The following is an 18,190-nucleotide window of genomic DNA, read 5'->3' on the forward strand; positions in this document are numbered from 1 at the left end:
GTTACTTGTTACTCGTTACTCGTTACTCGTTACTTGTTACTCGTTACTCGTTACTTGTTACTCGTTACTCGTTACTCATTACTCATTACTTATTAAAGGGTAAAAACAACCCGACACCAACGGCAAGGCTATTATCTTCTCGAACTCGCAACTGATGCCAAGGAGAAGAACCAACCCGATTAGTTAGATATAGTTCTAGATAAGGATCGCTGTTGTCTTGTGTAGCTTGTTTACCTAATAAAAATGATGGCTGCCAACGCACTCCTGTTGTCCAAGGAATTTTATCGGCTAATTTTGCCTCACTAAAACTATTTCCTTCGCCCAGAAAATTAGCTCCAACTTCTGCTGTCAAGCTTACTTCTTTGGTTACAGCGATCGCTCCCCCCAGATTAAACCCACCAATCTCTAATCCTTGTCTTTGGGCATAACCCAAGATCGGGGTAAACCATACTGCTGTCTGGGAATTAATTTCATACTGGATTGGCAAAGAAGCAGTGATAATCAAGAGTTTTCCGTTTCTGCCATCATCTCCCCCAGGAGTAAAGATTGGCACGCTCTTTTCTAAATCTCGATTGTCAAAAGTATCAGCATCATTATTGACAAAATTAATAAAGGGTTCGTTGGTTAAACCTACAGTAGCCGCAGCACTAAGAGTTATAGGAGCATTTTCCTGCTGATTGAGCAACCTAAGTTTAGCGCCGATCCCCTGTTCCGACTCATCTACTTCTCCAGATACATAATCCAGAAAAATCATCCCTTCTAAGTCCCTCAGCAAGCCATAGCGCACTGCGGTTAAAATTCCCTGACTACCTCCTTGTAAGTTCAAAGCTAATTTACCGCTGGGCAAAGTTCCTCCATCAAAAAAAGCGACCCCATCAGTGGTCAGAGATTCTGGTTGATTTGCTGAACTAGCTAGGGCATACTTACGGTTAGCGGGGAGTGCATCGGGCATAAACCTGATATTAGCGCCTAACCCGACAAAACTACGGTCGGCTGTTAAGGATAAAGGTGCAAAACTAGCAAAGGTATTAGTGGCGTAGAGATCCACAGCTAGTTGAGGATTCTTAAGATAGCGTATACCTGCGTTATAGGCGATCGCTTGGTCGGGTTTTCCCGAATCACGACTGATACTGTTATTTCCCGTCAGGGGCAAAAAGACATCGGTGACTAGAGATAGTCGATCATTAAGGCGATAAGCAATACCCCCACCTAAACCCAGAACCGTACTAAAGTTACTCTCTCGATCGTTAGGCAAACGCTGAAAAAAACCGGCATTTTCATCTTTAAAGAATGCCACAGTAGGGGTAAAACTAAATTGCCAGCGATCGCCTACTGCCGCAGTGAAGGGAGCAGCCACAGAGACAAACACATTGCGGTTATTAATTTCTGTCATCGTGCCAGCTTGGGTAAACATAAACCCTCTTGTACCCCATGAAGCTGACACTACACCGCTCAATGAGCGATCTCCTGATTGATTTTGCCAAATACGCTGTTTAAGCTCTAATGCCGCCTCATTGTCTTCAGTACGCTCAGAGGTAAATTCACCCTGCTTAATGGGCGAGCTACTGTCTACATGTTGAAACTGGAGGCTTAACTGTAGTTCGTCGCTAATGCCCCAGGTAAAGCCTGTATTAAAATTGACGGCGCTATCACTATCATCAACTGCTCCCCTAACTAGATCGGGAAAAAAGAAGCTGCGAGTATCAAGATTAATAATTACTTCGCCCTTGCTTAAATGATTTGCCGTTGGTTGAGACAACAAGAGTTCAGCTAAAGGAGTTATCGGAGTCAAGGTAACTTCTGCTTGTTCTAACTCCGACTGAGTTATTTTTACCTCTGGTGAAGCTAAAATCGGCGTTTTTCCCCAAAGCAGCAAAATAATCGAACCAAATAGCCTCACCAACAGTTTATTCATGCGATCGCCTTTTACTCCCTACCTCAATCAAAATTGATTAGTCTTGACTGAGAATTACACCAAAGTTTGTATTCTATCAGCTAGAGGTAAAAGGCTTTGCCCTAGCTAATAGCTAATAGCTAATGGCTTATAGCTTTTATTAAAGCTTGTACTTAAAGTCTGTGTCGCCCTGATAATTAGACATTTTGGCTAACTCTTCTGGCGTTTTGATCCCTGGATAAAATTTACCGTCAATTTCCCAAGTAGGAAATGACTGAATTTTTGCTGCTTGACAAACATCTGGTTGCGGATTTTTACCTTCAGGAGCGCACTCGATATAATCAATCTCGTTAAATGCTTCCTCGCCCAATAATTGCTTTTGTTCATAGCAGTGGGGACACCAATAAGCACCATACTTTTTAGCTCCTATAGCCGTTAAATGTTTAGCCAAGGCAATTTCTGATTCACCAGAAACTGAAGTAACTTTCCAACCATAGGGTGCAGTGTAGGGTCCTGTCGGCTCAATAATGGCAATTTTGCCATCTCTGGGATCGACAACTTCATCAGCGATCGCATTATTATTAACCCCTGAGTAGATGCCCAAAGTCACGACGATAGTTAATAAGCCGACAATTGTGCCTGTAAAAAGAATTTGACCTAAATCTTCCCAATCGCGACCAGTAATAGTCAAAATCAAAAGACTGAGAGAAAATGTCGCCGACCCAATACAGTAAAAACAAACAGTTTTTAATTCCGTCGCCAAAATATACATTAAGTAGGCACTAAATACCGCCATCGCGATACTCCCTGCCAACAATAGCCACCAAGTTACATTTTCAATCTGTTGTTTAAGCTTCTTCTGATTATCTGAACTAATGGCTAGAGGTATTAAGGCAAAAGCAGCCATACTGAGATAAGCTAGACAGCCAAATAGGCTCAAGGGTAGACCAAAGACCGTGGCATAGTCACTGTCTAAAACCCCTCCACAGCCAGCCCCAGCAGATTCAGCAGCACAAACTGGCCCTGTTCCAGTAAGTTTAGTAATCGTGAGATAAGCAGTTAAGACCGCTCCAGCGATCGCGATCGCACCAATTATTGGTCTTGACCAACGATAGATCCAAGGTAAAGAACGACGACGGCGCATAGTTTAAAAATTAATCTATTTATTGTTCAGATTGATTATAGCTTGAGTTAATTTTGCCTCAGATTTCTACTACTGCCACTGCCTAACAGCTGCGTTTGATGCTGAATGTGATTTGTTCTGGGGAGGAGTCGATCTAGCTGCTTCCACAAACTGAGATACTCGAATCGGATCGATAGTCTCGCTAATTTTACCTTGACGTTTTAAGGAGCTAGAGACAATCACCCCATCTGCTGCTTGCATTAACTGAGAAATATTTGTCCAGTCTGCACCGCTGCCAATAAATACGGGAGTGTCTCCTGCTGCTGCGGAAGCCAATTCTAAATCCTCTTGAGTTGGTGGACTACCCGTTGCCCATCCTGATAAAATTACTCCATCGGCTAAACCTCGTTCAATCGTATCTTTGACGGCAGTAGTTAGATTTGGTGTTCCCAGGGGGCGGGCATGTTTAACCAGAACATCTGCCAAAATTGCCACTTTTGAACCTAATTCTCGGCGATATCGCAGTAATTCATGAGCTTTACCTTCAATTAGTCCTTGATCGGTTGCCATAACTCCTGTTAGCACATTAACTCGAATAAACTGAGTTTGAGTACAGGTGGCGATCGCCATGGCGCTACGAGCATCATTACGCAAAACATTGATCCCAATCGGCAGCATGACCATTCCCTGTAGGCGATCGACAATCAAGGTCATGGCGCTAACTACAGCGGGATCGACACAATCCTTGGCAAAAGGAGCATCAAAAAAGTTTTCGATGATAATCCCGTCTACTCCTCCTGCTGCTAGAGCAGTAGCTTCTTGTTCGGCCCTAGCAATTACCTCGTGAAGTTTGCCTTGCCAACGAGGGGATGTAGGTAGAGGAGATAAATGAACCACACCAATTACTGGATTATCTACTTGAAAAATATGTTTTAATTCCACTTTAATTCCGTCACGCCTGCTTGCTCCTGTTCAAAATTAACTATTATCTCAGACAAAGATAAGTACTGTATATACTAAAATTGACATTAAATTGACATTCAACTCAAAACTTTTTGAAGATTTAAATCATCAATTTTCCCAGGTTTTTATTCCCAGAGTTGAATTTATCTGTTAAGATATTTTAACGAAAAGGTTATTTACGTATTCTTACAGATATGTATAATCTCAAGTTCAAAACCCGTCAGAGGCGGTGTCTTGAATCTAAAATAGTTTTGCGGCAGATTAATCTGGTTAGCTAATGCTCCACCGCGAAACTAGGAAGCAAAAGCCAACAGTTTGGTCTAACTAGCCCAATCTATCTATATATAGCTCTTAAGAGTCATCGGGTTAACGCTTCAACCAAGATATTCAGTCTGACCAGTGGTCGAAAGCCTTGTCAATGTATGGCAAAGCCATTGAACCCAAATGTAAACTCATACTAACTTTGAGACAGGTCTCTAAAATTTAGGATAAAGAATGGCAAACAAGCCAACCATAGCTATATCCCATTTGGGATGTGAAAAGAACCGTATAGATTCCGAGCATATGCTGGGCTTGCTAGCTCAAGCAGGCTACCAAATAGATTCCAATGAAGAACTAGCCGATTATGTAATTGTTAACACCTGTAGCTTCATCCAGGCTGCGCGGGAAGAATCAGTGCGTACTTTAGTCGAACTAGCTGAAGCCGAAAAAAAGATTGTGATCACAGGCTGTATGGCGCAGCATTTTCAGGGAGAGCTTTTAGCTGAGTTACCAGAAGCTGTAGCCGTAGTGGGTAGCGCAGATTACCATAAAATTGTAGATGTAATTGAACGCACCGAAACAGGCGAGCGGGTTGAAGAAGTGACCCCTGAGCCTGTGTATATTGCCGACGAAACCGTTCCGCGCTACCGTACTACCACCGAGGGAGTGGCTTATTTAAGGGTAGCTGAAGGCTGTGACTACCGCTGTGCCTTTTGTATTATTCCTCATTTGCGAGGCAATCAGCGATCGCGCTCCATCGAATCCATCGTCGCCGAAGCAAAATCTTTGGCAAGTCAAGGAGTGCAGGAAATTGTCTTAATTTCTCAAATCACTACTAACTACGGTGTAGATCTCTATGGCAAGCCGATGCTAGCCAAGTTATTGACCGAGCTAGGCAAGGTTGATGTAGCTTGGGTTAGAATTCACTACGCTTATCCTACGGGACTCACCCCTGAAGTATTAGCTGCCATTAGAGACACGCCTAATGTTCTGCCCTATCTCGATCTTCCTCTACAGCATTCTCATCCTGAAATTTTACGAGGAATGAACCGACCTTGGCAGGGACGAGTAAACGATGGCATTATTGAGAGAATTAAGGTAGAACTTCCAGGGGCAGTGCTGCGTACCACCTTTATTGTTGGTTTTCCTGGAGAATCAGAGGCTCATTTTCAACATCTAGTCGATTTTGTCGAACGTCATCAGTTCGACCATGTTGGAGTGTTTACTTTCTCTCCTGAAGAGGAAACCCCCGCTTACAATATGGCAGACCAAATAGCAGCAGAAGTAGCAGCCCATCGCCGAGATGTTCTGATGGAGACACAGCAACCCATCGCGGCCGCCAAAAATAACGCCTGTATTGGTCAGCGAGTAGATGTTTTGCTAGAGCAAGAACACCCTGAAACAGGGCAGCTAGTAGGTCGCTCCGCACGCTTTGCGCCAGAAGTTGATGGTTTGGTGTATGTGCGTGGTTCAGCTTCTCTCGGTTCTATAGTTTCAGTAGATATTACCGCTGCTGATGTCTATGACCTCTATGGAGAAATAGCAGTTACAGCAGCTTATGTAACCTCTTAATTGCTGTAAATCAATCAGAGATTACGCTCCAATGCTTTCAACTGCATTGAGTTAAATTATTTTCCAGCAGAGCAAGAAATAGCAAGTCGACTGCACATGGTCGCAAAACCTGAGTGTCCCTCGACTTAATTATTCACCATTAAATAACCATTAAAGTAGAAAGATCAATTATGACGACGACTTTTAAAGATTTAGGATTGTCCGCTGATACTGTATTACAACTAGAACAGTTAGGCTTTAGCGATCCTACACAAATTCAACAAGATGCAGTACCTGCTTTACTTCAAGGTAAAGATATTGTCGGTCAATCTCAAACAGGAACAGGTAAAACCGCAGCCTTTGCTCTGCCTGCCCTAGAACTTGTCGATGCTGATAACAAGGCAGTACAGGCACTAATTTTAACTCCCACCAGAGAATTAGCGCAGCAGGTTGGGGAAGCCATCAACGACTTTTCCTCTAAAGAAAGAAGAGTTTTTTCTTTAACTGTATATGGTGGGCAATCGATCGAACGACAAATTAGCAGATTGCGTCGCGGAGTCCAGATAGTTGTTGGCACTCCAGGGCGAGTCATTGACTTGTTAGAGCGCCGAGAACTAGTTTTGGATCAGCTTAAGCTGGCAATTCTGGATGAAGCAGATGAAATGTTAAGCATGGGCTTTATTGACGATATCAAAAAAATTCTGCGTCAAACTCCTAGTTCCAGACAAACTGCCTGTCTATCGGCAACCATGCCCCGCGAAATTAAAGACTTAATCAATAACTTTTTAACCGATCCAATTTATATTACGGTTAAGCAAAAAGAAGCTGCTCCCACTCGCATCGATCAGCGCGTATATCTCGTACCCCGTGGCTGGCAGAAAATTAAGGCATTACAGCCTATTTTAGAAATCGAAGAACCAGAGTCGGCAATTATTTTTGTGCGTACCAAACGTACTGCCAGCGAGCTAACTAGTAAATTACAGGAAGCTGGTCACAGCGTTGATGAATACCACGGTAATTTAAGCCAAATTCAGCGGGAAAGATTGGTCAAACGGTTCCGCGATGGCAAAGTAAGAATGGTAGTAGCAACAGACATCGCTGCTAGAGGTCTGGATGTTCAGGATCTCAGCCACGTCATCAACTACGATTTGCCTGATAACACAGAAACTTACATTCACCGTATTGGTCGTACTGGTCGTGCGGGTAAAACAGGAACTGCTTTGGCTCTGGCTCAGTCTGGGGATCGTCGCGCAATCAAACAGATTGAGCGTCGTATGCGAGCTACATTAGAAACCTCCCAGATTCCTAATCGGGCTCAAGTTGAAGCCAAAAGGATTGGGAAGCTCAATAGCAAAATTAAAGAAACTTTAGCAGGAGAAAGAATGGCATCATTTCTACCGTTGGTTAGAGAACTAGGTAGTGAATATGACGCGCAGGCGATCGCTGCTGCTGCTCTTCAGATGGTCTATGATCGCGATTGTCCTAACTGGATGAAGGGAGAGTGGGATATTCCTGAAGACAGCTTCAATAAGCCATTAATCAAGGGCAAGAAAATGGGTCGTTCTACCCCCAAAAATAATTACAGCAAGTCAAAATCTGTACCCAGAACCAAGCCTCAAGGTAAATTAAGATCGGGTGTAATTATCGAACAGTAGATCTTGAAGTTCTCGGCAGTTTTAAAGTGTGTTAAAGAACAAAAATTAGGGTACTTTAAGACTGCAAGCATCTTCTGCAATAATGGTTAAATAAGCCAAAACCCAGAATTTAAACCTTAACCAGCATAGCCCCCGTGACTCTGAGTATTCCCCCGACCAACTTGTCTTACCCCACTATCGCCAAGACGGCGAATAACTGGCAAGGTTTAATCGAAACCTATCGTTCCTATTTGCCCGTTAGCGCAGCTACTCCCGTGATTAGCTTATTAGAGGGTAATACGCCTTTAATTTCCGCACCAGCGATCGCCTCTCAGATTGGTCGCGGGGTCAAAGTGTATGTCAAGTATGATGGTCTAAATCCGACGGGAAGCTTTAAAGATCGGGGAATGACCATGGCGATTTCTAAAGCTAAAGAAGAAGGAGCCAAAGCGGTTATTTGTGCCAGCACAGGTAACACTTCTGCTGCTGCTGCTGCCTATGCTCGTCGTGCAGGCATGAAGGCTTTTGTGATTATTCCCGATGGTTACGTAGCTTTGGGAAAACTAGCTCAGGCACTACTGTATGGGGCAGAGGTAATTGCCATCGACGGCAATTTTGATGATGCCCTCCAAATTGTACGCGAACTTGCCGAAAAATATCCCGTTACCCTGGTCAATTCCGTCAATCCTTATCGTCTTCAGGGGCAAAAAACCGCAGCTTTTGAGGTGGTGGACGTGTTAGGTAATGCCCCAGACTGGCTTTGCATTCCTGTAGGTAATGCTGGCAATATCAGCGCATACTGGATGGGATTTTGTGAATATCGTACCGCGGGAAAATGTTCTCGCTTGCCCAAGATGATGGGCTTTCAGGCTGCTGGCTCTGCTCCTTTAGTTTTAGGCGAAAAAGTTGCTAATCCTGAAACCCTAGCCACTGCGATTAGAATCGGTAATCCTGCTAACTGGTCAAAAGCGATCGCTGTCAAAGAAGCCAGCGATGGAGAGTTTAATCTTGTAACCGACGCAGAAATTTTAGCCGCCTATCGTATTTTGGCATCAGAAGAAGGGGTTTTTTGTGAACCTGCTAGTGCTGCTTCAGTAGCTGGGTTACTAAAAGTCAAAGACCGTGTACCTAGTGATGCTACTGTAGTCTGCGTATTGACGGGGAATGGGCTTAAAGATCCTAGTACTGCAGTAGAACATAGCTTTAACGAGCTGAAACAAGGTATTCCTAACGATCTAAGTAGAGTGGCTCAAGAGATGGGTTTTTAAAACTTAACCTGCTTCGTAGTCACTTTATACCTAGATAGAGAAAAAAACGTGTATTAGTGGCTGCTAACACACGCTGTAATTTACGACTTAACCGATATTGCTAATATTGCTAAAATCACAGTCCTACGATCAGTGGTGCGATATCTTAGCAAGAAATTTAACGCGCCTATACCATAGATCTACTGGCTAATTTCGTCTTCAGTGAAAATACTGAGATCGTGGTATTGATTTTGAGAGTGATTTTCCCAAAAACTGTTTAATTCTTATCGGGATGGCGATCGCTGTTCGCTTAAATTTATTTAAAATTTTATTTAAAATTATCAAGATTTATCATAGCGACAAATTTTCAAACCAGACTAATTGTATAATCCAATACTCTTGTCCAGCCAAATAGTTTTTTAAACACCATTTCTTGACCAAAAAATCGAAGAGTTGATTAAGGAACTATTCTGAACTTAGTAAATTGCGCTAGCCTTTCTTTAGATTGTTATTTTCCAGTCAAACTAGCAAGAATTAGGGCAAGTTGAATAATACTATGGCAAAAAGAACTTTTGGAGTAATTGGTTTAGCCGTCATGGGTGAAAATCTCGCCCTTAACGTCGAAAGTCGTGGTTTTCCAATCGCTGTATATAACCGCAGCGCCGATAAAACCGAAAAATTTATGGCAGTAAGAGCGGTAGACAAAGATATTAAAGCAGCTTATTCTTTAGAAGAATTTGTGCAAATCTTGGAACGCCCCCGCAATATTTTAGTTATGGTTAAGGCGGGACAACCTGTTGATGCTGTAATTGAGCAGCTCAAACCATTATTAGAACAAGGAGATACTATCATTGATGGTGGTAATTCTCTGTATGGTGATACTGAAAGACGTACTAAAGACCTCGAATCATCGGGACTTGGTTTTGTCGGTATGGGTGTTAGTGGCGGAGAAGAAGGTGCGCTCAAAGGTCCCAGCTTAATGCCTGGCGGTACTGAGTCTGGTTACCGAGATTTAGAGCCAATCTTGACTAAAATTGCTGCTCAAGTTGATGATGGTCCTTGTGTTACCTATATTGGACCAGGTGGTGCGGGTCACTTTGTAAAAATGGTGCATAATGGCATTGAGTACGGGGATATGCAGCTAATCGCTGAAGCCTATGACTTAATGAAAAATACCCTTGACCTTGGTGGAGAGGAATTAGAATCAATATTTACCCAGTGGAATCATACTGATGAGCTAAATTCCTTTTTAATTGAAATCACTGCTGATATTTTTAGCAATATAGATCCCGAGACTGATAAACCTTTAGTAGATTCAATTTTGGATTCTGCGGGACAAAAAGGAACAGGTCGTTGGACAGTTGTAAGCTCTCTGGAATTAGGTGTGCCAATTCCTACTATCTATGCTGCGGTTAACGCTCGCGTCATGTCTGCCTACAAAGATGAACGGATAGCAGCTTCTAAAGTAATTGAGGCTCCTACTGGCAAATATCAAGGGGATAAGCAGCAATTTATTGACAAAGTTAGAGATGCTTTATATTGCTCTAAAATGTGTTCTTATGCACAAGGAATGGCGTTATTGAGCAAAGCATCAAGTGAATTGAACTTTAATCTCAATTTAGCCGAAATAGCGCGTATTTGGAAAGGTGGCTGTATTATCCAGGCACGCTTCCTTGATAAAATTAAACACGCATTCAATGAAAATCCAGCACTGCTAAATTTGCTGTTAGCACCAGAATTTAAGCAATCGATCATAGATCGTCAGTCTGCTTGGCGGGAGGTATTGATCACAGCAAACCAACTAGGCATTGCTGTTCCTGCATTTAGCTCTTCCTTAGACTATTTTGATAGCTATCGTCGCGCTAACCTACCGCAAAATCTAACTCAGGCTCAAAGAGATTACTTTGGCGCACATACCTATGAACGAGTCGATCGCCCAAGAGGTGAATTTACTCATACTGAGTGGACAAAAGTTGCTAAACAATCTCTGCAAACGGGTACTACAGACTAACTTTATTAACTTGATTTGTCAGTCAATTTGGTGGGACATAGCGATTTGAGCGTGGGGAATGCCGAGCCTGAATCTGCTTATCCAAGCGCGCTGTTGAGCGATTTAAGGACGCTTCATGTAATTGCTGTGTTCTTTTTTTTGCCTGATTTAGCTTAAAAACTAAATACTAAATCTGCGCAGAAAAAACGGAAAATTTTAGATACAGTCAAAAAAAATAAGGTGAGAAAGATCGTATGAACTTAAATTTTAAAGGAACAAGACTTTTAGTTTGTAATTATGAAGCCTGTCTTGAGTTTTATCAAAAAATGTTGGGATTTGAATTAATTTATCAAGATAGTAATGGAGAAGAAGCAGATTTAAAAATGGGAGATACTAGATTAAATTTGATTAAAAGACAATCGATGGCAGCGATTATCGGCTCTCCTAAAAAGCTCCCTTCAGAAAATGATCCAGATAATGTGGCATTAATTTTTACTACTCAAAATCTCGATCAAACCTATGACGCTCTTAAAAAAATGAATGTTACTTTCATTACTCAACCTACTTATCGCCCTCAGTGGGGAATTAAAACTATTTATCTGCGCGATCCTGATGGTAATCTCATCGGTATTTATGAATTAGCTGATGAAATAGCTATTTAAGTCAAATAATCTAGAGCCGTATAAGATTAGGTTAGGGCATATTAAATATTTACTCGTAAGTAACGAGTAACAAGTAACAAACAAGTCATGATTGTCGTAATCCGAGTGCATATCGCTATATATAGCCGTACAAAATTAGCTTAAGATAATTAGGGTGATCGGCTAGTAGCAGTCAAAAAAATGTCCTAACGTATTCGCGTATTGCTATAGCTACAGCCAAGTATTTTGAGCAGGTAATTTTAAGAAGAAGTAATTGCTCACTGTTGATTGTTCACTGTTGAAGTCCATACAAATTTAAGAGCTGAGAACTGAGAGGCAGATAGTATTCCTATTTCTCTCAGTCTCATACTTTCAGTATCAGCTTAAGCAATAGTCACTTCATCGTCTAAATAAATATCTTGAATAGCATGAAAGAGCTTAATACCTTCAGACATTGGACGCTGGAAAGTTTTTCTGCCCGAAATTAGACCACAGCCACCAGCACGTTTATTAATTACCGCAGTACGCACCACATCAACAAAGTCACTATCGCCCGACGAACCCCCAGAATTAATCAAACCACTACGCCCTGCATAGCAGTTAAGTACCTGATAGCGGGTTAAATCAATTGGATGATCGCTGCTTAAATCACTGTAAACTCTAGAATCAGTGCGACCATATTTTTCTCCTGTAGCTTTGGCAACTGCTTGGTAACCGCCATTACATTCAGGCAACTTTTGTTTAATAATATCTGCTTCAATGGTTACCCCTAAATGGTTTGCTTGTCCTGTTAAATCGGCGGCTAAATGGTAGTCTTGATCTTGCTTAAAAGCATTGTTGCGCAAATAACACCAGAGAATTGTTGCCATGCCTAATTCGTGTGCTTGAGCAAAAGCTTTGCTTACCTCTTGGATCTGTCTTGATGACTCTGGTGAACCAAAATAGATAGTTGCACCCACGGCTACAGCCCCTAAATCCCAAGCTTGCTGTACTGAAGCAAACATAATTTGATCTGATGGATTAGGATAAGTTAGTAGCTCATTATGGTTGAGTTTAACGATAAAAGGGAGACGATGAGCATATTTACGAGACATCATTCCCAAGACTCCCAAGGTTGTAGCGATCGCATTACAACCACTCTCTAAGGCTAATCTAATAATATTTTCTGGATCAAAATAGAGTGGGTTGGGCGCAAAAGAAGCTGCGGCAGAATGTTCAATGCCTTGGTCTACAGGCAGGATAGATAGATAGCCAGTATTTGCTAGTCTTCCTGTAGAGTATAGCTGTTGTAAAGAGCGAAGTACTCTTGGATTGCGATCGCTATTAATAAAAATACGTTCAATAAAGTCTTTTCCTGGCAAATGTAAAGCATCTTTGGGTACTTTGGCTTGATAAGTGAGCAAATCTTCTGCTTCCTTCCCTAATAGTGACGAAAGATTTTGCGAGGCTAATTCAGTAGCAACCATAATTTTTCTAAGTGTAATTTTCTTGCTTGCTTTTATTGTGACTAAATTTTCGCAAACGAGCAGGAAATTAATTTTGCAAGTAGTCTAATTTATTTATTTATTTAAATAAACTCAAGTAGATAAAGTTTTGTTAATAAAATGAGTAAGTCTATCGATGGTCAGAGACAGAGTAAACAAGATAATTTATACAATTAATTTATAATCTCAGAAAACTATTAAAATTGACACAATTCTTTTAAAATCTAAGTTTTTCATGGTTGCAATATTTAATTAATGTAACAAAATTTAAAAAACCTAGAGGTAACAAAATGAATAATTGTATTTGCTGCCACGATCATTTACTAAGACACATAAATCATCATCGAGTTTATTGGTTTTGTCCTACTTGCTATCAAGAAATGCCTAGTATAGATGCATCGATACTTAATAGTCATCTTAGACGTTCAGATGTAAAAATCCCGAAAAAGTCTTTGATTTCTAATATTAAATAAGCTAAGTTTGGGATCAGTACCAAGCTTTGGTAACAACGCAGCCAAACGCAAATTATTGACTGCCAAGCATTACCTCTAGTCCTGCTGATTTTAAACAACCATATCAAACATATCAAAAAAAATATCAATCATGATAGAAACACCTCCAACTCGACCTAATCCAACTCCTCAACCAGAACCTCAACCTGTTCCTGCACCTGTCCCCCAACCAGTACCAACTCCTATTCCCCAGCCAGTACCAAATCCAGAACCCCAACCTGTTCCCCAAGTTTAGTGATTCAATATATTGTTAATATTGCTAATTTTAAACTCTTGGTGCTCAATATCAATAAATGTAACAAAAACCCAAGAAAAATAGAATTAAATCAAAAATAGACTGCAATAAAGCTGCCATTTGTCATCAGGTGGAGTAGAATTGAGTCGCCAAATAAAATATTTCTTTGAATACAGCCACTTTCTCATTAGCTTTTGAGAATGAAACTGACAGTTTACTAAATTCATAGACACTGAAGTTAGCAAAGTATAACCTACTAATATGAGTTGTACAGTAAAAACTTCAATTAAAAAATCTAGTTTGTAAATAAGTAACTAAGCAGTCATTTAAAAGAAATATTTAACCAACCAGTTAAAGTCGTAAATTAATGGGAATTAGCAATATGTTGAACACCTTAAAAGAGTTTTTTGGCATTGACAACGAGTACGAAAATGACGAAACAGGATACACCGAGTATTATCCCGAGCAAGAGATGGACAATCAGACTTTGGTAAATTCTGACACAACTAATAATCAGCCTGAATTAACCAAAGTACCTTCTAACAACCAAAAAAATAACCGCAAACAAGAGATGAAGATTAACAATGTAATCGGCATGCCAGGATTAACCAACGGTAATTCAGAAGTAGTAGTTATTGAACCTCATTCTTTTGAAGAAATGCCTCAAGTTATTTTGGCATTGCGCGATCGCAAGTCAGTGGTATTAAACCTCAACATTATGAATCCTGAAGAAGCACAAAGAGCCGTAGATTTTATTGCTGGCGGTACTTATGCGATGGACGGACACCAAGAGCGAGTTGGGGAAAGCATCTTCTTGTTTACTCCTAGTTCGGTTAAAGTTAGCAGCTTGAACGGAATTCTCAAAGACGTACACACTCCAGAAGCTCATGTGCGTCGCACAACTCCTGCACCTGAAGCTTGGGGACAACAGCCCCATGTTGCGGCTCAGTAAATTCAATTGAGATAGTATGATTAGATTATGGAATCTAATAGTATCTGCCTCAGTATCATTGGTGGCGGGGTAATGGCAGAGGCTATATTATCCCGCCTTTTAGTGAAACAGGTTTTTATGGCTAATACCATATTAGTCAGTGAACCTAGCATAGAAAGAAGAGATTTTTTAGCTCAGAAATATCAAGTCCAAGTAACGGATCAAAATCAAGCTGCTGTATCGGCAGCACAAGTTTTATTATTGGCAATTAAGCCTCAGATCTTAGATCCAGTAGTTGCCGAGCTTACGCCTAATCCTAACAGTATGGTGATTTCCATTCTGGCAGGTGTAACTATCAAGAAACTAGAGCAAACCTTTGCCCAACAACCAGTAATTCGTGTCATGCCCAATACTCCCGCTACAGTAGGTGCAGGAATGACAGCGATCGCAACTGGAACATATGCTCAAACAGAACATGTTGAACAGGCTAAATCAATCTTTGCTGCCGTTGGTGAAGTAGTAGAAGTAAGTGAATCCTCAATGGATGCGGTAACAGGATTATCGGGATCGGGCCCAGCTTTTGTGGCATTAGCAATTGAAGCCTTAGCCGATGGTGGTGTTGCTTCGGGATTACCAAGAGCGATCGCTTTACAGTTAGCCACTCAGACAGTATTGGGTACAGCCACTCTGGTTAAAGAGACAGGAATACATCCAGGAGTACTCAAAGATCGAGTAACAAGTCCAGGTGGAACAACGATCGCAGGAGTTGCTAAACTAGAAAGTGCGGGGTTCCGCTCGGCATTGATTGAGGCGGTGAAGACAGCTACTGCCAGATCTCAAGAGTTAGGACAACGGTAAAAATTAAAATAATTGGACCGAATAAGAGCAATATGAATCCTGATGATAAAAAGTTTGCTTTCCTAGTTCTAGGAATTCCATTACTCGGTTTAGTCTACTGCGGTTTAGGCATAGCAGCCATGAGTTCTATCAGTATTGTTAGATTGCATCCCATAACATCTGGAGCAATTTTCATTTTGCTACCCTTTGGTCTTGCTGCCTATATCTGGACTACTGCTTCCGCTAAAGCCTATAAAAAGTAGTTGAGTAGTTGAGTAGTTGGAATACAAAATAATGTGTATTTGAATGTGTACTTGAGAATTGAACAGCCGTTCACCCCAAATTAAATTTAAGCCTCAATAACCACTCTGCCAACTGGACGAGCAACACAGGTGTAAATAAAACCATCCTCACAAGCAACATTATCGTCGTAGCTTACCTCTCCAGCAATTTTTTTAACCTTACAAGCGCCACACTCACCCCTGCGACAACCAAAAGGCAAAGCTGCACCTTCAGCTTCTGCTGCATCAAGAATAGATTGCTTTCCATCACAAGCTACTTCTTGACCTGATTTTGAAAGGACAACTAGAGAACTAGGAGAAGTAGAGTGAGAAGCTCTTGCTGTAACGATCCTGGTGGCAGGTACAGCTAGCCTTGCTTCAGCAATTGTGGCAGGGGCAGGAACAGGTTTTTGGATAATAAATGTTGGATCTACTGCGGGCAGGGTTGGTATTGGTTTTTGCTTTTTGTTTGCCTCTCTAAAGCTTTCTTCATAGTAGTTTTCCTGCGGAAAATTCATTTTTTGCAAGAGTTTTTTGGTTGCTTCCATAAATGGATTTGGACCACAAACATAGACGGTTCGATCTTGATAATCAGGAGCGATCGCCAGTAAGATCTGCTCGTTGATTCTGCCTCGATAGCCATACCAAGGTTGACCAGCAACAGAACGAGTTACGCTAATTGCTAGCTTAAAGTTGGGATAGCGAGAACTCATCATTTCTAATTCTTGACGAAAAATAATGTCTTGGGGACTACGGGCGCTATAAAAAAACACAATATCTACATTGGACACGGTGTCGCAGATCCAGCGAGACATTGACATCATCGGTGTAATCCCGCTACCCGCACAGAGCAAGAATAGTTTTGCCGATGGATTAGCAAAATTAGTGAATTTGCCCATGGGCGCATTAACTGTAATCTGACTACCTACTTTTAGGTTGTCGTGTAGCCAGTTGCTGACTAACTCCTCTAGAGCAATCGGCTCATTGTCAGGAGCAGTGACTCGCTTAACGGTAATCTCAATAGTATGAGGTCGCGAGGGAGTGGAGGAAACTGAATAGCAGTGCTTGATGTTCTTGCCGTCAATGTTTAAATTGAGAGTCAAAAACTGTCCTGGGTGATAGTCGAACTTAACAGGAGGTTCGCAGATAAACGTAAAAGTCTTCACATCAAAGGTTTCATCAACAATCTGGACGCACTTAACCTGTTTTGTTCCTTGAGTCCAAGTTTCTAGACTAGCCGTGTCTATTGTCGCCAAAGGCATATACTGTGCAGGAGTGGTCAACTGAACCGCAAAGGCAGTTTCTTCTTCGGCGATCGCCTTGACCCACAGCAAATGATTTCCTAAAGCGATTGTATCTGAAGGCTCAAGTAAATATTCTTGATTGACCTGGACATTTTTGTTATTGATCTTCGACCCATTTCGACTGCCTAGATCGCAATAAAAATAACTGCCGTGACGAAATGCAATCTTACCGTGGGTACGACTGGCAAGTTTATCGTTTAAAACGATACAGCAGCGGCTGTCTCTACCAATCAAACATTCTTGATTAATCTTATTTTCAGGAGCTACTTGAATAGTTTTAGTTTCCTGGGGATTCCTGGTATCAATAATAATAATCTCTGTCATCTAAATCTTGATTTTAAATGTTTTTATTAACTTCAATTATTCATTAGTACATCAGACAAATGAGGAAGAGGTGATCTATTTTTAAATTACTTGACTTAGTTTTTAATTCCTGTTGAGCCAATCCCCTGAATAAACTGTCTTTGACCAATTAAAAATAAAACTATTACAGGAACAGTAGCAATTACTACCGCAGCCATTAACAAAGACCAATCACTGGTGAACTGTTCTTGAAACTCGGATAATGCTAGCTGCACTGTGCGTAATTCTGGTCGGGTAGTAAACACTAATGGTTTGAATAAATCATTCCATTCACCAATAAAAGTAAACAGAAATAGAGTAACGATCGCTGGACGAGCTAGAGGTAACATAATCTGAGTAAGGATCTCGAATCGATTAGCACCATCTAGTGCAGCAGCTTCTTCTAGTTCGAGGGGAATGCTAGCAAAATATTGGCGCATCAGAAAAATGCCAAAACCACTAGCTGCGGTAGGTAAAATTAGCGACCAATAGCTATTGATTAGATGCGCCCATTTTAAAATTACAAAAATAGGAATCACTAATAATTGGAAAGGAATGACCAAAGTAGCCAAAATTAACAGCAGAATTGCCTGTTTTCCCCTAAATTTTAGTCGGGCTAAAGCATATCCTGCTAAAGCAGAAGTGATAATTTGTAGAGCAGTAACGCTTAACGCCACAATGGTTGAATTAGTAAAAGCTAATAAAAATCCTCCCCGATGCCAAGCCTGTTGGTAATTAGCCCAGGTAAACTGACCATCGACAGTAGTAAAGGAAGCTTGTACCACTATCAATAAAGGATACAATACGGCGATCGCTCCTAGACTTAAACCAATTAAAGTTAATAATTTAGTTGCCGAAAAACTCATAAATAGCGATCTCTGTTTCATCTGACTCCTCCCGTGGAGACCCCCGCTAAAACCGAGGCGGGTGTATTGAGCGCAGCGAATACCGCCTCGGTTT

Annotated in this window: 16 protein-coding genes; 10 read left to right on the plus strand and 6 right to left on the minus strand. The window is 41.2% G+C overall.

Translation table 11 applies throughout. The annotated features are described in order from the left end of the window. Positions 1-85: 85 nt before the first annotated feature. From C7B62_RS18935 to btpA, 3 genes are all read right to left on the minus strand, one after another. A complete protein-coding gene (locus tag C7B62_RS18935; RefSeq protein ID WP_106240647.1) occupies positions 86-1,915 on the minus strand; it encodes a hypothetical protein in 1,830 nt (609 codons plus the stop codon). 139 nt (positions 1,916-2,054) lie between these two features. Next, complete coding sequence (locus tag C7B62_RS18940) at positions 2,055-3,038, minus strand: vitamin K epoxide reductase family protein (protein WP_106240651.1); 984 nt, start codon at positions 3,036-3,038, stop codon at positions 2,055-2,057. A gap of 69 nt (positions 3,039-3,107) precedes the next feature. Then, positions 3,108-3,959, minus strand: a complete 852-nt coding sequence (gene btpA / locus C7B62_RS18945; RefSeq protein ID WP_106240654.1) for a photosystem I biogenesis protein BtpA — start codon at positions 3,957-3,959, stop codon at positions 3,108-3,110. Between the two features lie 516 nt (positions 3,960-4,475). Here btpA and rimO point away from each other — a divergent pair. From rimO to C7B62_RS18970, 6 genes are all read left to right on the plus strand, one after another. Continuing rightward, on the plus strand, positions 4,476-5,813 hold the full coding sequence (gene rimO / locus C7B62_RS18950; RefSeq protein ID WP_106240657.1) for a 30S ribosomal protein S12 methylthiotransferase RimO: 1,338 nt from the start codon (positions 4,476-4,478) through the stop codon (positions 5,811-5,813). Positions 5,814-5,983: 170 nt separating this feature from the next. After that, the gene (locus C7B62_RS18955; RefSeq protein ID WP_106240660.1) at positions 5,984-7,447 is read left to right on the plus strand and encodes a DEAD/DEAH box helicase; all 1,464 of its coding nucleotides are present in this window, start codon (positions 5,984-5,986) and stop codon (positions 7,445-7,447) included. 140 nt (positions 7,448-7,587) lie between these two features. Next, positions 7,588-8,694, plus strand: a complete 1,107-nt coding sequence (thrC, locus tag C7B62_RS18960; RefSeq protein ID WP_370304071.1) for a threonine synthase — start codon at positions 7,588-7,590, stop codon at positions 8,692-8,694. A 535-nt stretch (positions 8,695-9,229) separates the two neighbouring features. Next, complete coding sequence (gnd, locus tag C7B62_RS18965) at positions 9,230-10,684, plus strand: decarboxylating NADP(+)-dependent phosphogluconate dehydrogenase (protein ID WP_106240665.1); 1,455 nt, start codon at positions 9,230-9,232, stop codon at positions 10,682-10,684. 15 nt (positions 10,685-10,699) lie between these two features. After that, the gene (locus tag C7B62_RS25825; RefSeq protein ID WP_158260710.1) at positions 10,700-10,840 is read left to right on the plus strand and encodes a hypothetical protein; all 141 of its coding nucleotides are present in this window, start codon (positions 10,700-10,702) and stop codon (positions 10,838-10,840) included. Positions 10,841-10,917: 77 nt separating this feature from the next. Further along, positions 10,918-11,325: a VOC family protein gene (locus C7B62_RS18970; RefSeq protein ID WP_106240668.1), complete on the plus strand. Its 408-nt coding sequence runs from the start codon at positions 10,918-10,920 to the stop codon at positions 11,323-11,325. Between the two features lie 362 nt (positions 11,326-11,687). Here C7B62_RS18970 and C7B62_RS18975 read toward each other — a convergent pair whose 3' ends face one another. Continuing rightward, complete coding sequence (locus tag C7B62_RS18975; RefSeq protein WP_106240671.1) at positions 11,688-12,770, minus strand: class I fructose-bisphosphate aldolase; 1,083 nt, start codon at positions 12,768-12,770, stop codon at positions 11,688-11,690. A 621-nt stretch (positions 12,771-13,391) separates the two neighbouring features. Between C7B62_RS18975 and C7B62_RS26260 the strand changes: the two genes are divergently transcribed. The 4 genes from C7B62_RS26260 (at position 13,392) to C7B62_RS18995 (ending at position 15,566) form a co-directional block, all read left to right on the plus strand. Beyond that, positions 13,392-13,535, plus strand: coding sequence for a hypothetical protein (locus C7B62_RS26260; protein ID WP_199194276.1), 144 nt, complete (start codon positions 13,392-13,394; stop codon positions 13,533-13,535). A gap of 382 nt (positions 13,536-13,917) precedes the next feature. Then, on the plus strand, positions 13,918-14,487 hold the full coding sequence (locus C7B62_RS18985) for a cell division protein SepF (RefSeq protein ID WP_199194277.1): 570 nt from the start codon (positions 13,918-13,920) through the stop codon (positions 14,485-14,487). 27 nt (positions 14,488-14,514) lie between these two features. After that, positions 14,515-15,324, plus strand: a complete 810-nt coding sequence (gene proC, locus C7B62_RS18990) for a pyrroline-5-carboxylate reductase (protein WP_106240673.1) — start codon at positions 14,515-14,517, stop codon at positions 15,322-15,324. A gap of 32 nt (positions 15,325-15,356) precedes the next feature. After that, positions 15,357-15,566: a hypothetical protein gene (locus tag C7B62_RS18995; RefSeq protein ID WP_106240677.1), complete on the plus strand. Its 210-nt coding sequence runs from the start codon at positions 15,357-15,359 to the stop codon at positions 15,564-15,566. Positions 15,567-15,652: 86 nt separating this feature from the next. Here the strand turns inward: C7B62_RS18995 and C7B62_RS19000 are convergent, their stop codons facing one another. Both C7B62_RS19000 and C7B62_RS19005 read right to left on the minus strand, forming a co-directional pair. Further along, positions 15,653-17,212: an FHA domain-containing protein gene (locus C7B62_RS19000; RefSeq protein WP_106240681.1), complete on the minus strand. Its 1,560-nt coding sequence runs from the start codon at positions 17,210-17,212 to the stop codon at positions 15,653-15,655. A gap of 95 nt (positions 17,213-17,307) precedes the next feature. Further along, positions 17,308-18,096, minus strand: a complete 789-nt coding sequence (locus C7B62_RS19005) for a carbohydrate ABC transporter permease (protein WP_199194278.1) — start codon at positions 18,094-18,096, stop codon at positions 17,308-17,310. Between the last annotated feature and the right edge of the window lie 94 nt (positions 18,097-18,190).

Origin of the sequence: Pleurocapsa sp. CCALA 161 (assembly GCF_003003995.1) — a bacterium.
Classification (GTDB): domain Bacteria; phylum Cyanobacteriota; class Cyanobacteriia; order Cyanobacteriales; family Xenococcaceae; genus Waterburya.

What these genes read in the sequence shown, in the direction of transcription:
- C7B62_RS18985 (WP_199194277.1), top strand. Translation starts at nt 13,918, where the DNA reads ATGTTGAACACCTTAAAAGAGTTTTTTGGCATTGACAACGAGTACGAA.
- C7B62_RS18995 (WP_106240677.1), top strand. Translation starts at nt 15,357, where the DNA reads ATGAATCCTGATGATAAAAAGTTTGCTTTCCTAGTTCTAGGAATTCCA.
- gnd (WP_106240665.1), top strand. Translation starts at nt 9,230, where the DNA reads ATGGCAAAAAGAACTTTTGGAGTAATTGGTTTAGCCGTCATGGGTGAA.
- rimO (WP_106240657.1), top strand. Translation starts at nt 4,476, where the DNA reads ATGGCAAACAAGCCAACCATAGCTATATCCCATTTGGGATGTGAAAAG.
- C7B62_RS26260 (WP_199194276.1), top strand. Translation starts at nt 13,392, where the DNA reads ATGATAGAAACACCTCCAACTCGACCTAATCCAACTCCTCAACCAGAA.
- C7B62_RS18955 (WP_106240660.1), top strand. Translation starts at nt 5,984, where the DNA reads ATGACGACGACTTTTAAAGATTTAGGATTGTCCGCTGATACTGTATTA.
- C7B62_RS18935 (WP_106240647.1), bottom strand. Translation starts at nt 1,915, where the DNA reads ATGAATAAACTGTTGGTGAGGCTATTTGGTTCGATTATTTTGCTGCTT.
- proC (WP_106240673.1), top strand. Translation starts at nt 14,515, where the DNA reads ATGGAATCTAATAGTATCTGCCTCAGTATCATTGGTGGCGGGGTAATG.
- C7B62_RS18940 (WP_106240651.1), bottom strand. Translation starts at nt 3,038, where the DNA reads ATGCGCCGTCGTCGTTCTTTACCTTGGATCTATCGTTGGTCAAGACCA.
- C7B62_RS19005 (WP_199194278.1), bottom strand. Translation starts at nt 18,096, where the DNA reads ATGAGTTTTTCGGCAACTAAATTATTAACTTTAATTGGTTTAAGTCTA.
- C7B62_RS19000 (WP_106240681.1), bottom strand. Translation starts at nt 17,212, where the DNA reads ATGACAGAGATTATTATTATTGATACCAGGAATCCCCAGGAAACTAAA.
- C7B62_RS18975 (WP_106240671.1), bottom strand. Translation starts at nt 12,770, where the DNA reads ATGGTTGCTACTGAATTAGCCTCGCAAAATCTTTCGTCACTATTAGGG.
- C7B62_RS18970 (WP_106240668.1), top strand. Translation starts at nt 10,918, where the DNA reads ATGAACTTAAATTTTAAAGGAACAAGACTTTTAGTTTGTAATTATGAA.